Source organism: Kribbella sp. NPDC049174 (genome assembly GCF_043197365.1).
Lineage (GTDB): Bacteria > Actinomycetota > Actinomycetes > Propionibacteriales > Kribbellaceae > Kribbella.
In genome coordinates, this window is sequence record NZ_JBICSZ010000009.1 from 218,954 (window position 1) to 231,974 (window position 13,021).

14 protein-coding genes are annotated in these 13,021 nt (G+C 68.8%); 8 read left to right on the top strand and 6 right to left on the bottom strand.

All coding sequences use genetic code 11. From position 1 onward, the window contains the following. Positions 1-82 precede the first annotated feature (82 nt). Positions 83-526: a YciI family protein gene (locus ACGFIF_RS35250; protein ID WP_393160431.1), complete on the top strand. Its 444-nt coding sequence runs from the start codon at positions 83-85 to the stop codon at positions 524-526. Here ACGFIF_RS35250 and ACGFIF_RS35255 read toward each other — a convergent pair. Beyond that, positions 508-1,614: a zinc-dependent alcohol dehydrogenase family protein gene (locus ACGFIF_RS35255; RefSeq protein ID WP_393160432.1), complete on the bottom strand. Its 1,107-nt coding sequence runs from the start codon at positions 1,612-1,614 to the stop codon at positions 508-510. The two genes, ACGFIF_RS35250 and ACGFIF_RS35255, sit on opposite strands and share 19 nt — an antisense overlap. After that, positions 1,611-2,027 (bottom strand): acyl-CoA thioesterase, encoded by a 417-nt coding sequence (locus ACGFIF_RS35260; protein WP_393160433.1) that lies wholly within the window; start codon positions 2,025-2,027, stop codon positions 1,611-1,613. The genes ACGFIF_RS35255 and ACGFIF_RS35260 overlap by 4 nt, the downstream gene beginning before the upstream one ends. Before the next feature lie 23 nt (positions 2,028-2,050). Between ACGFIF_RS35260 and ACGFIF_RS35265 the strand changes: the two genes are divergently transcribed. From ACGFIF_RS35265 to ACGFIF_RS35280, 4 genes are all read left to right on the top strand, one after another. After that, on the top strand, positions 2,051-2,674 hold the full coding sequence (locus tag ACGFIF_RS35265; RefSeq protein ID WP_393160434.1) for an alpha/beta fold hydrolase: 624 nt from the start codon (positions 2,051-2,053) through the stop codon (positions 2,672-2,674). 12 nt (positions 2,675-2,686) lie between these two features. Further along, on the top strand, positions 2,687-3,169 hold the full coding sequence (locus ACGFIF_RS35270) for a DUF4188 domain-containing protein (protein WP_393160435.1): 483 nt from the start codon (positions 2,687-2,689) through the stop codon (positions 3,167-3,169). A gap of 85 nt (positions 3,170-3,254) precedes the next feature. Next, positions 3,255-4,187 carry an acyl-ACP desaturase gene (locus ACGFIF_RS35275; protein ID WP_393160436.1) on the top strand — a complete coding sequence of 311 codons (933 nt, stop codon included), beginning with the start codon at positions 3,255-3,257 and terminating at the stop codon, positions 4,185-4,187. 45 nt (positions 4,188-4,232) lie between these two features. Beyond that, complete coding sequence (locus ACGFIF_RS35280) at positions 4,233-5,591, top strand: MFS transporter (RefSeq protein WP_393160437.1); 1,359 nt, start codon at positions 4,233-4,235, stop codon at positions 5,589-5,591. On the opposite strand, the gene ACGFIF_RS35285 is transcribed toward ACGFIF_RS35280, so the two are convergent. From ACGFIF_RS35285 to ACGFIF_RS35300, 4 genes are all read right to left on the bottom strand, one after another. Next, positions 5,493-6,683 (bottom strand): ABC transporter permease, encoded by a 1,191-nt coding sequence (locus tag ACGFIF_RS35285; RefSeq protein WP_393160438.1) that lies wholly within the window; start codon positions 6,681-6,683, stop codon positions 5,493-5,495. The genes ACGFIF_RS35280 and ACGFIF_RS35285 overlap by 99 nt on opposite strands. A gap of 167 nt (positions 6,684-6,850) precedes the next feature. Then, on the bottom strand, positions 6,851-7,543 hold the full coding sequence (locus ACGFIF_RS35290; protein ID WP_393160439.1) for an ABC transporter ATP-binding protein: 693 nt from the start codon (positions 7,541-7,543) through the stop codon (positions 6,851-6,853). Beyond that, positions 7,540-8,847, bottom strand: coding sequence for a peptidoglycan-binding protein (locus ACGFIF_RS35295; protein WP_393160440.1), 1,308 nt, complete (start codon positions 8,845-8,847; stop codon positions 7,540-7,542). The genes ACGFIF_RS35290 and ACGFIF_RS35295 overlap by 4 nt, the downstream gene beginning before the upstream one ends. Then, entirely contained in the window at positions 8,844-9,905 is a 1,062-nt protein-coding gene (locus tag ACGFIF_RS35300) for a hypothetical protein (RefSeq protein WP_393160441.1), read from the bottom strand. The genes ACGFIF_RS35295 and ACGFIF_RS35300 overlap by 4 nt, the downstream gene beginning before the upstream one ends. Before the next feature lie 113 nt (positions 9,906-10,018). Between ACGFIF_RS35300 and ACGFIF_RS35305 the strand changes: the two genes are divergently transcribed. Genes ACGFIF_RS35305 through ACGFIF_RS35315 form a run of 3 tightly spaced genes read left to right on the top strand, consistent with a single transcriptional unit; the run spans position 10,019 to position 13,007 of the window. After that, positions 10,019-10,720 carry a response regulator transcription factor gene (locus tag ACGFIF_RS35305; protein WP_393160442.1) on the top strand — a complete coding sequence of 234 codons (702 nt, stop codon included), beginning with the start codon at positions 10,019-10,021 and terminating at the stop codon, positions 10,718-10,720. After that, positions 10,710-12,584, top strand: a complete 1,875-nt coding sequence (locus ACGFIF_RS35310; protein ID WP_393160443.1) for a sensor histidine kinase — start codon at positions 10,710-10,712, stop codon at positions 12,582-12,584. Before ACGFIF_RS35305 ends, ACGFIF_RS35310 begins: the two co-directional genes overlap by 11 nt. 9 nt (positions 12,585-12,593) lie before the next feature. After that, a complete protein-coding gene (locus ACGFIF_RS35315; protein ID WP_393160444.1) occupies positions 12,594-13,007 on the top strand; it encodes an MmcQ/YjbR family DNA-binding protein in 414 nt (137 codons plus the stop codon). Positions 13,008-13,021 lie beyond the last annotated feature (14 nt).

Genomic DNA, 13,021 nt, shown 5'->3' on the forward strand with positions numbered 1-13,021 from the left:
TTCCGCGGAATTAACCTGCGTCTGCGCCGCGTCCACCGGCCCGCTGCTGGGACATGATGGGGACTCCATGAGGGGAGATCCGATGCGGTTCATGATGATGTTCAAGGCCAGCGACCAGTCCGAGGCCTGGGAGCAGCCGAGCGAGAAGTCTCTCACCGAGATGACTCTGGTGATGTCGGAGATGGCCGAGAAGGGCGTCCTGCTCGCCGGTGAGGGGCTGCTGCCGAGTTCGAAGGGCTTCCGGATGGAGCTCAACAGCGGCAAGCAGCGGGTCGTGGACGGACCGTTCGCCGAGACCAAGGAACTGATCGCGGGGTTCTGCCTGATCGAGGTCGCCTCCCGCGAGGAGGCGATGGAGTGGGGCTGGCGCTGCCTGGCCGCCGACGACGGCAACACCGGCCGGCTGGAGATCCGGCAGGTCGCGACCGCGGACGACTTCGGTGACGAGTTCACTCCCGAGGCGCGCGCCCGTGAGGCGCAGACGTTCGTCAAGGCCGCCGAGAACCGTCAGAGCAGCAGCACCTGACGGATCGACGTACCGGCGGCCAGCCGGTCGAACGCCTCGTTGAGGTCGTCGAGCCCGACGGTCGAGGTGAGCAGCCGGTCGACGGGGAGGCGGCCGGCCCGATAGAGCGCGATGTAGCGCGGGATGTCCCGGCTGGGGATCGACGAGCCGAGGTAGGAGCCCTTCACCGTGCGTTCTTCGGCGACCAGGCTGACCGCGGGGATGCTGAACGCCTGCGACGGATGCGGCAGGCCGACGGTCACAGTGGTGCCGCCGCGACGGGTGGCGGCGTACGCCTGCTCGAGCACCTTCCCGCTCCCGACCGTCTCGAAGGCGTAGTCGGCGCCGCCTGACGTTGCCTCGCGCACTTGGTCCACCGCGTCGTTGTCGCGGGCATCGATCGCGTGGGTGGCACCGAGAGACCGCGCCAGCTCCAGCTTCGACGGTACGACGTCGACCGCGACCACCGGATGCGCACCGACCAGGACCGCGCCGAGGAGCGCCGACAATCCGACCCCGCCGAGACCGAAGACGACCGCGCTCCGGCCGGCCCGGACCTGGGCGGTGTTCACCACAGCGCCGACGCCGGTCATCACCGCGCAGCCGAACAGCGCCGCGATCTCCGGCGGCAGCGACGGGTCGATCTTCACCGCCGACCGTGCCGACACCACCGCATGGTCGGCGAACCCGGACACCCCGAGATGGTGATGCACCCCGTCCAGCCGTCGTACGCCGTTCAGCAGCGTGCCGGCCGTGTTGGCGGCGGCGCCCGGCTCGCACAACGCGGCCCGGCCCTCGGCACACGGTCCGCACTCGCCGCAGGCTGGGACGAAGGCGAAAGCGACCGTGTCACCGGGCCCGAACCCAGGCGCCTCCGACGCGACGACCTCGCCGGTGGCTTCGTGGCCGAGCAGCATCGGCATCACGCGCGGCCGCGAACCGTCGATGACGGACAGGTCGGAGTGACACAGCCCGGCAGCCCGGATCCGGACCAGCAGCTCACCCGGTCCGGGCGGTGCCAGCTCGATCTCCTCGATCCGCAGCGGGCGTGACTCGGCGTACGGGCCGGGCAGGCCCATCTCCCGCAGTACGGCGCCGCGCACGATCATCCTGTGATCCCTTCGAGTGCCTCGCGGATGCGATCCGGAACGGGGACCGGGCGACGGTCCTCCCGGCCGACGAACACGTGCACGAACCGGCCAGTCGCGGCCGGCTCGTCCGAGCCCTCGCGGAACAGGCCGATCTCGTAGCGCACACTCGAGTTCCCCAACTGGCCGGCCCGCAGCCCCGCGTCGACGGTCCCGGGGAACTCGAGCGAATCCTTGAAGGTGCACTGCGAGTCGACGCACAGCCCGATCACCTCACCGCGGTGGATGTCGAGCCCACCGACCCGGATCAGGAAGTCGTTGATCACGGTGTCGAAGAAGCTGTAGTACTCGACGTTGTTCACGTGCCCGTAGACGTCGTTGTCCTTCCACCGCAACGTGATCCCCAGAAAGTGCGGAAAAGAACTCCGGTCCATCGGCCCACCATAAGGTGATCGGCATGAGATTTGTCCTGATCCCGGGTGGCGGCTGCACGTCGTGGCACTGGCATCCGGTGACGGACGAACTGCGCCGCCGCGGTCACGAGGTGATCGCGGTCGACCTCCCGTGTGACGATCCGTCCGCGGGGTTGCCGGAGTACGTCGAGACCGTGCTGGACGCCGTACCTGATGGGGACGAGGTCGTGGTGACGGCGCATTCGCTGGGTGGTTTCACCGGGGCGATGGTGTGCGAGCGGCTGCCGGTGCGGGAGTTCGTGCTGGTGGCGGCGATGGTGCCGGCGCCGGGTGAGCGCATCTCGGACTGGTGGGACAACACCGGTTACGACTGGGTCGGGGACGACACCGACACGTTCTTCCACGACCTGCCGGCCGACTTCGCGGCCGAGGCTCGGCGGCAGTTGCGGGAGCAGAGCGACGGGCCGATGGACGACCCGTGTGCAATAGAGCAGTGGCCGGACGTTCGGACCCGAGCGGTGATCGGGCTGGACGACCTGTTGTTCCCGGCAGACTTCATGAGGCGGGTGACGCGGGAGCGGTTGGGGTTCGCGCCGGACGAGGTGCCGGGGGCGCACTTCCCGATGCTCCGCCATCCGCTGGTCTTGGCTGACTATCTGACGAGCTGAGGGGTGAGGCAGATGAGTGTGATCGAGGGGCGGCACACGGCGTCGTACGACGGAGATCTGGTGGTGTTCCTGATCGGAACGCGGATCAACTCACTGCGGGCGGTGCGGCAGTGGCTCCCGGTGGTGCGGGCGATGTCGCCGATGCTTCGGGAGCTCTCGAAGGATCCGGAGAGCGGCCTGCTCGGCTTCCGCTCATTCCCGACCTGGCGCGGAGTCACGATGATCCAGTACTGGGAGTCGGTGGAGAAACTGCAGGCGTTCGCGAACGACGACGGACGCACCCACCGGCCGGCCTGGCTCGACTACTTCCGGCAGTCGTTCACGAGCGGCGCCTCCGGGATGTGGCACGAGACGTACGTCGTACCGGCCGGAAACACCGAAACCATCTACGGCAACATGCCACTGATCGGCCTGGGCAAGGTCGCCGGCGTCGTCCCGGTCAACCAACGCGGCAACACCGCATCCGAACGACTACACCGCGCGACGGAGGACTGATCGTCGGCCCTCGACACCCCGAACCTACGGTGGCGTAACTTACGGTGCCGTAGGGTAGGTGGGAATCCCCTAGGAAGGAGATTCCGTGACCGACAAGCTGGTGACGAATCTGCTGCACGAGCTGGAACCCGTGGTCGAGCAGAATCTCGAACGACACCTGTCCATCACCAAGGACTGGAATCCGCACGACTACGTGCCGTGGAGCGAGGGCCGCGACTTCGCTTTCCTGGGGGGTGAGGACTGGGCGCCGGAGCAGTCCCGGCTGGACCCGGTCGCGAAGGTCGCGATGATCACCAACCTCCTGACCGAGGACAACCTGCCCTCGTATCACCGGGAGATCGCCACCCAGTTCGGGCTCGACGGCCCGTGGGGCACCTGGGTCGGCCGGTGGACCGCCGAGGAGGGCCGGCACGGGATCGCGCTGCGTGACTATCTCGTGGTCACCCGCGGGGTGGACCCGGTCGAGCTCGAGACCGCCCGGATGGCGCACATGACCGCCGGTCACGTCGTCGAGAAGAACATGCTCGAGGCGATCGCGTACGTCAGCTTCCAGGAGCTCGCCACCCGCGTCTCGCACCGCAACACCGGCAAGGCCACCGGCTGCCCGATCGCGGACCAACTGCTGGCCCGGATCGCGACCGACGAGAACCTGCACATGATCTTCTACCGGAACCTGGTCTCCGCGGCCTTCGAGACGGCCCCGAACGAGACCATGCGAGCGGTCACCAACGAGGTGAAGGACTTCTCGATGCCGGGCGCGACGATGGACGGGTTCGCCCGCAACTCGGTGACGATCGCCAAGGCCGGCATCTACGACCTGCGTCTGCACCACGACGAGGTCGTCGCGCCGATCCTGCGGATGTGGAAGGTCTTCGACCGCGAGGACCTCTCCGGCGACGGCGCCCAGGCCCGCGACGAACTCGCCGAGTTCATGACCGGCCTCGACGCCCAGGCGTCCCGGTTCGTCGAGCAACGCGACCGCCTCCGCGCCCGCCAAGCCGCCCGCCAGACCGCCTGACGCCGGCAGCCCCGGTACTCAGGCCCTGGCGGTTAGGCTGCGGGCGTGCGGTTCATCCGGGATCTGACGACGCTGCTGCGGCGTGGTGATTTCCGGCGGTTGTTCGCGGTCCGGCTGACGTCGCAGTTCGGCGACGGGGTGTTCCAGGTCGCGCTGGCGTCGTACGTGCTGTTCTCGCCGGAGCGGGCGCCGGACGCGGCGGCGATCGCCGGACTGTTCGCGGTCGCGTTGTTGCCGTACTCGATCCTCGGGCCGTTCACCGGCGTACTGCTGGACCGGTGGTCGCGGCGGCAGATCCTGTTCGGGGCCAACCTCACCCGGGCCGCACTCGTCATCGGGATCGGCTTCATCGTTGCGATCGGCAACGCGGGAGTCCTGTTCTACCTCGCCGTACTGCTGACGCTCGGGGTTAACCGGTTCCTGCTGTCCGGGCTGTCCGCCGGTCTGCCGCACGTGGTCGAGCGGGACGAACTGGTGATGGCGAACGCCGTCACCCCGACCTCGGGTACGGCGTCCTTCCTCATCGGCGGCGGTGTCGGGGCCGGGGTGAAGCTGATCGCCGACTCCGACCTCGCCGTACTCGGTCTGACCGTCCTCGTCTACACCGCGGCCGCTCTGCTCGCCCTCAGACTCGGGCGCAACCAACTCGGCCCGGATCTGAACGGCGACGAGCCCGGTGTGCTCGAGGCGATCGGGTCCATCGCGAAGGGCCTGGTCGACGGCGGACGGCACCTGAGGCAGCGCAAGCAGGCCGCGCTCGGGCTTGCCGCGATCGGCTCGCTGCGGTTCCTCTTCGGCCTCGTCACCGTCGCGATGATCCTGCTGTATCGCAACCACTTCTACGGCCCCGACCGCCTCGACGAGGCCTTCGCGGCACTCGCCGTCGCGACCGGCGCGGTCGGAGCCGGCCTGTTCCTCGCCGCGCTGGTCACCCCGTGGGCGACCCGGGTGATGGCGCTGAGGCAGTGGATCACGCTGCTGTTCTTCGCCGCAGCGGTGGTGACGGCGATGCCCGGCGGGCTCTACACCCAGCCAGCGATCATCGTCGCCGGCTTCCTCACCGGTTTCTGCGCTCAGGGTGTGAAGATCAGCGTCGACACCCTCGTCCAGACGGGTGTCGACGACGTCTACCGCGGCCGGGTGTTCTCGCTCTACGACATGATCTTCAACGTCGGGCAGGTCTCCGCGGCCGCACTCGGCGCGTTGATCCTGCCCGACGACGGGAAGTCGTACGCGGTCCTCGCCTTCATCGTGCTCGGCTTCGTCGTCAGCGGGGTGGTGTACGCACGACTCAGCCGGGACGGGTCAGGTGCCGCGGAGCGCGGTGATGGGCTGGATGGCGGAGGCCTTCCACGCGGGGTACGTACCGGCGACCAGGCCGATGAACGCACCCAGCAGGGGTGACCCGAACGCGAGCCGGTTGTCCAGGATGGGTGTCCAGTCCCGCATCCACGACACCCCCACGGTGAGCAGTACGCCGACCGCCGTACCGAGCAGGCCACCGAGGAACCCCACGATCACGCTCTCCACCAGGAACTGCACGGCCACGTGTCTTCGCGCGGCGCCCAGAGCTCGACGGAGCCCGATCTCGGAGATGCGTTCGAGCACCGACAGCAAGGTGACGTTCGCGATGCCGAGACCGCCGACGAGCAACGCGACCGCACCGAGCAGCAGGAACAACGCGTTCAGGTCGGACTCGACACCCTTGCGTACGGCGCCCTGCTTCGGCGGAGCGTCGACGGACAGCGTGCTCGGGTCGTTCGGCTGGATCGCAACCGGCGCCTGACCGGCGATCAGTTGGGCCGCGCCGACCTGGGTGCGGATCTCGACCGCGTCCGGCGATTCCAGGTCGTACGCCGTCTTGGCCGCACCGTTCGGCATGATCACGGCGTCGTTCAGCTCCGCCCGGCCGGTGATGGAGTCGAGGATGCCGATCACCGTGTACGGCTCGTCACCGATGAACACCGCGGGCTGTGCGTCGACCCGGTTGATCCCGAGCCGCTCGGCCGCATGCTTGCCGAGGACAACCACCTTGTCAGCGCGCTGATCGTGACCGGCGTCGAAGAACCGGCCGGTCCGCAGTACCGCGCGCACCGCGTCGAACAGCCCGGCCGAACCCGCCATCACCTTCAGCGCGTGCCCGTCCTTCTGGCCGTCCAGACCCGCGACACTGCGGACCAGGTCGTCACCGACATCCAGCGTGCTCACGGTGCCGGCGGCATCGACGCCGTTCAGCCGCTGGATCCGGTCGGGGGCGTCCCAGGGAAGCTGAGTCGCCGCCTCGCCTTCCTGCCCACCCTTCTCCTCCGGCTGCACGACGACCCGCGTCGCGGCAGCCAGATCGAACCGCTGAGTGATCTGCCCAGACGCGGTCTGCCCGAGGCCGACCGTGCCCACCAGAGCGGCGATCCCAAGCACCGTGCCGAGGGTGGTGAGGATCAGCCGGGTGGGTCTGGCGGCTACACCGGCCAACGCCTCGTCCAGAAGATCCCGCACAGCGGGAGCGGATCGCCGGAGACCGCCACCCGGGCGGCGTCCGCCGCTGGCGCCGCGGCGGATGAGCGCGGCAAGCGCGAGACGCGAGCGCGCGCGGCGGGCGGGCAGCCCGCCGCGCGCGGACGTGGACGGCCCGCCGGCGGGATCCGGGGGGCCTGCTTCGGGGGTTACCACTGGAGGGTTCCGTCGACGATGCGGACCTGGCGTTGGGCGCGGCTGCTGACGTGGGCGTCGTGGGTGATGACGGCCAGCGTCATGCCCTCGTGGTGCAACTCGTCGAACACTTCCAGGATCGCCTCCGCGTTGGCGCTGTCCAGGTTGCCGGTCGGTTCGTCCGCGAGCAGCAGGCTAGGCTCCGCGACCAGGGCCCGCGCGATCGCGACCCGTTGCCGCTCACCGCCGGAGAGGGTGGTCGGCGCGAAGTCCATCCGGTGCGCGAGCCCGACCCGCTCCAGGGCCACCCGTGCCCGGGCCAACCGCTCGCGCCGGGGCACTCCGACGTACACCATCGAGAGCGCCACGTTCTCCAGCACGGTCCGGTGGTCGAGCAGGTGGAACGACTGGAACACGAACCCGATCCGCTCACCCCGCAGTACGGCGCGACGCCGCTCCCGCAGGCTCATCGTGTCCACACCGTCCAGCCGGTAGACGCCACCGGTCGGGTTGTCCAGCAGCCCGAGCAGATGCAGCAGCGTCGACTTCCCGGACCCGGACGGCCCGACGATCGAGAGGTACTCCCCCTGCCCGATGGTCAGGTCGACCTCCCGGATCGCCTGGACCTCGGGCGGACCCGGGAAGAACCGCCGTACGCCGATCATCTCCACGACCGGAGCCGGCAGGGCCACCGCGGTCGCGCTCATCGTCCGACCACCACTTGGTCGCCCTCGGACAGCTTCGAGTCGCCGCTCGGTGTGACCTGTGCATAGCCGTCGGCCGAGAGACCTACCGTGACCGGGATCAGCTCGATCTTCCCGTCCCGCAGTACCTCGATCCGCGACCCGCCGTCCGGTCCGGACGACAGCGCGGCCACCGGTACGGCGAGCACCTTCCCCGCGGTGCTCTTGACCGGGATCGTCACCCGGACATTCGCATCGCGGAACAGCGCCAATTGCTTCGCCGTCAGAGTGTTCGGCGCGACCACGACGTCGTACGTGTCGCCGTTCTTGGTGACCCGGCGGACCTTGCCGGCCACTGCCGTCCCTTCGCCGAGGTCGAGGGTCGCGGCCATCCCGGCCTTCAGCCGCTCGGCGGTCTGCGCGTCGACCTTGACCGTGACGACGAGGGAGGCGCCGCTGGCCGACATGACCACGCCGTTCACGGTGCCCCCGCGCTCGACCTTCACGTCGTCGACCCGGCGCGGCAGCGTCTTCACGTAGACGATCTCCGACACCGGCAGCGGCGTACCGGCCTTGAACTCGGCCTCGTTCAGCGCCTCCTGCGCGTCGGCCAGGTTCTCCTCCGCGTCGTCGACCGCACCCTGCTGGACCGACGTGTCAGTGTTGCCACCGGCCTTGGCTGCATCTTTGGCCTGCTTCAGCTGGGACTGCGCCTGCCGGAGCGCATTCTTCATCTGGTCCACAGTCTTCTCCGCCGCGTCGACGGCCTGGGTGAGTTGCTTGTCCGGCTCGGGAGCGTCGTACCCCGCGTCCTCGTAGAGCCGCTCGACCGCCGCCGAGGTGTCACCGTCGTACTCGTCGTCGACATCGCCTGGGTCCAGGCCGAGCCGGTCCAGCGTCTGCTCGAGCTGGAGCACGTCAGGGCCCTTGCTTCCCGGCGAGAGCGTCCGATACATCGGGAGTACGCCGGCCAGGCCGATGACCGGGCGGCCGGTGATCTCCAGCAGCGCCTTGCCCTCGGTGATGGTCGACCCGACCGTCGGAACCTTCCCGGTCACGATCGCCGGCGTGGTCAGCCCGCTGGTCTCGACCCGGATGTTCACCGCGCCGTCGAAGGACGCGTCGCCCCGGCCGACGACCTTGCTGGACAGTGCCTTCTTCTCCACCGGCACGGTGATCTGGGACGCCTTCGGGGCAGCGGTCTTGGCGGCCGCGTCCTCCGGCGAGGTGATCCGGCTGCCGGCGGCCACACCCACTCCGAGCGAGACCGCCGCCACCGCGGACACCCCGACCAGCACCCGGCGGCGGGACTTGGGCGAAGCGGTCACCGGTTCGCCATTCCGTCGCGGTACGCCTCGAGCTCGGCCTTGTGCTGCTCGACGAACTCCTTCTCCTGCTCGTACTGCACCGTCTTGTACGGCTCGTCGTACACCTTGGCCCGGCACTTCTGGTCGGCCACCGCGAGGTCGATCTCGAACTTGCGCAGTTCGGCGAGCTTGGCCGCGTCCACCTTGTCGAACGACGGCGGGCCCATCACGGTCTTGCCCGGGCTGTTGCCGTTCTGCTGGTTCCCGGTCAGCTCGTTCAGCTTCTGGTTGACCTTCTCCCGCGGCTCGTCGATCTTCTTGTAGCCGGCCTGACCGGACTCGGCCAGGCAGTCGGCCCAGGCGGTGGTCGCGTCGACCACGCGCTGGTCGTCCTCGATCCGTTTCGCCAGCGCCTGGATGTCCTTGAACAGGCTGTCGTACTTCTTGAACTCGGCCTCGCGGTCCTCGCCCTTGCCGTAGACCTCCTCGGCGGCCTTACCCCGGCAGCCGAGGTCCATCTTGCCGCTGTTCTTGGGCCCCTCCCCCTCCTTGGGAGCGATCACGATCGCGCCGTTGGCGGTCGCGTTCGGGCCGTTCAGCGCCTTGTCGTACGCCTTCTGCGCAGTCGGCGACAGGGCGTTGCGGATCTTGGTGTTCGGGTTGCTGTCGTCGTCGGCACCCGCCTTGGACCAGTCGATGGTGCTGATGCCATAGCCGTACTGCTCGGCGAACTTGTCCGGCGGCAGGTTGAACGCGTCGTTGAACTTGCTCTTCGGCTGTGACTCCGGCGGGACCGGCACGTATTCGAACCCGGCCGCCTTCATACAGGCCGCGGTGCCGTCCTCGACCTTGCGCTGCTTGGCCAGCTCCTCCTCGGACGACCCGGCTCCGCCGCCGGCCCGGACCGCCATCCGCATCCCGCCGCCGCCCGAGCTGACGAAACCCTCACCCATGTACTCCGCGAGCGGGCTCTTGTCACTTTTCTGATCACCGGTCGCCGCGCCCGGGTCATTGGAGTTTCCACACCCGGCCAAGGCCAGGACCGCCACCAGGGCGAGTGCTTTCCGTGAGGTTCTCATGGTCGGTGAGCGTGCCGCCGGGGGCATGAAGAACCTGTGAAGGAGCGGTTTGCACCCGATGCTCTCAGCCGATCTTCATCGGATTCTCAAGATTTTCAGCGACATTGATCGGTATGCCAGCCCGGATCCTCGTCGCCGAAGACGACCTGAAGCAGGCGGAGCTGATCCGGCGGTATCTCGAGCGGGAGGGGCATCTCACCGTCGTCGTGCACGACGGGCGGGCCGCGATCGACGAGGCCCGCCGGCGCAGCCCTGACCTGCTGGTGCTCGACGTGATGATGCCGAAGGTCGACGGCCTGGACGTCTGCCGGGTGCTGCGGGCCGACGGTGAGGTGCCGATCATCATGCTGACCGCCCGCTCCACCGAGGACGATCTGCTGCTCGGCCTCGACCTGGGCGCGGACGACTACCTGACCAAGCCGTACAACCCGCGCGAGCTGGTGGCCCGGGTCCGGACCGTACTGCGTCGCACCCGGAGCCGGTCCGAGGGCGAGGTGTACCGGGTCGGCGAGCTGGAGATCGACCCGGGCCGGCACGAGGTCCGGCTGGCCGATCGCCTGGTCGAGGTGACACCGGCGGAGTTCAAGATCCTGGCCTGCCTGGCGGCCTCACCCGGCCGGGCCTTCTCCCGGCAGCAGTTGCTCGAGCACGCGTTCGGGTTCGACCACTACGTGTTCGACCGGACCATCGACGTCCACGTGATGAACCTCCGGAAGAAGATCGAGCCGTCCCCGGGCACCCCGGCGTACCTGAAGACCGTGTACGGCGTGGGCTACAAGCTGGCCGACAAGGTGGTGACGTCCGATGCGTCGTAGCGTGCTGGTCCGGTTCCTCGGGCTGTCCCTCGCGGTCGCTCTCGGTGCGGTGATCGCGACCGCGGTGATCGCGACGTACAGCACGTCCGAGCAGTTGCAGGGCGAGATCGACGCCAACACCGGCCAACTGCAGGTGGACGGCCGGATCTACTCGGAGCTGTCGAAGTACGCCGCTGACCACTCCAGCTGGTCGGGGGTGGACAAACTCGTCCACGACCTGTCCGACGAGCTCGGCCGGCGGATCGCCCTGACCGATGCCGACGGCACCGTGATCGCGGACTCGGCCCGGATGCTCGGCGCCGGGCCCGCTCTCCCGTCGGTGCCGGCGGCAACGGTCGACGCACGCAGCCAGGGCACGGCGAAGTTCGCCGGAGCGGTGAGCGTGTTCACCGCCCGCAAGACCGCGGTCGCGGGCAAGGCGAACGAGCTGGTCAGCGCCGCTGCCATGCCGGGGCTCTCTCCGGCCTACCCGGGCTGGGGACTCACCGAGGCAGAACACCAGGAGCGCGATCGGCTCGCCGAGCAGGCCACGGAGTGCTACCGCGCTCAGGGAAAGAGCGCGACCGTGTCCACCGTTTCCGGCTCAGGCGGTGCCGACCTGCCGGTAGTGATGGTGGAGAACGGCCGGGCGGCGGACGGCACCAGCCTCATGCAGGTCTCCAAACCGGGAGCGCCCGACGACAAGTGCATGCCGCCTGGTCTCAACGCTCCGAGCGCGAAGGCCAAGCTGGTGAACGACGACGAGATCCGCCGAGCGACCGAGTGTCTCGAGGCCGCCGGGCAGGACTACTCGATCACCCAGTTCGACGGGCTGCGCGCGGTTGAACCGAAGGAGAAGGCCGAAGTCTCGGCAGAGTTCTTCACCTGCACCGCGGACGCCCGGTCGCAGGCATTGACGCCGTACGTCGCTCCGTCGGCGAAGCTCTACCTCGGGGCGAAGAGTACGTTCAACGTGTTCTCCGGTGAGGGTCTGCTGCGGACCGCGGCGACCGCGCTCGGGGTGCTGCTGATCGCAGCGCTGGTGATGGTGTTCGCCGGGCGGCGGCTGGTCCGGCCGATCGTCGCGCTGACCGGCGCGGCGCAGCGGATGCGGAACGGCGACCACGCGGCCCGCGTACCGGTGACCGGGAAGGACGAGGTGTCCCGGCTCGGGCACGCGTTCAACGCGATGGCGGAGTCGATCCAGCGGCACGACCACCAGCGGAAGGCGATGGTGAGCGATGTCGCGCACGAGTTGCGGACCCCGCTGGCCAACATCAAGGGCTACCTGGTCGCGTCCGAAGACGGCGTCGTACCGCTGGATGGTGAGCTCGTCACGTCGCTGCTGGAGGAGACCGAGCTGCTCGAACACCTGGTGGCCGACCTGCAGGACCTGGCGCTCGCGGACGCCGGCATGCTCCGGCTGCACAAGGCTCCGCGCGATCTGTCCGAGCTGGCGCAACAGGTGGTGTCCGCACATCGACCCGCGGCCGAGACAGCCGGAGTGTCGCTGACGGCCGATGTGCAGGGGCCCGCGATGGCACCCGTCGACAGCGCCCGGATCCGTCAAGCCCTCGGCAACCTGGTCTCGAACGCCATCCGCTTCACCCCGTCCGACGGGCACGTCGTGGTCGGTGTACGACGAGTTGCCGACGGCTACAACCTCACGGTCAGCGACAACGGCACCGGCATCGCCGACGAACACCTTCCACACCTCTTCGACCGCTTCTACCGCGCCGAACAGTCCCGCAGCCGTACGACAGGTGGCAGCGGACTGGGCCTGGCGATCACCAAGCACCTGGCCGAAGCCCACGGTGGTCGCATCACGGTGACCAGCCGCCTCGGCTCCGGCTCTACCTTCACGATCTGGATCCCGGCTGGTTAACTCAGGACCGTGGCTAAGGCTCGGGTCGCGGACGTGCACGAGGTGGCGTTGGGGATGCCGCACGTCACCGTCTGGCAGAAGGAAGGCAGCAAGCGTCCGGTCTACCAGGTCGGCGGGAAGTCGTTCGTGTTCTTCCGGACCGCACGACCGGACGCGTTCGACCCGGACACCGGTGAGCGGTACGACGACGTGATCGTGATCTGGGTCGAGTCCGAGGAGGAGAAGCTGGCCCTGGTGTCGGACGAGTCGAACCCGTTCTTCACCACACCCCACTTCAACGGCCACCCCTCGGTACTCGTCCGCGGCAGCCAGATCGGCGGCCTGACCAAGCAGGAGCTCACCGAGGTCATCCAGGACGCCTGGCTCTGCCGAGCGTCCAAGCGACGCGCCACGACCTGGCTAGAAGCGCACCGCCTGAGCTGATCAAGCCACCCAGG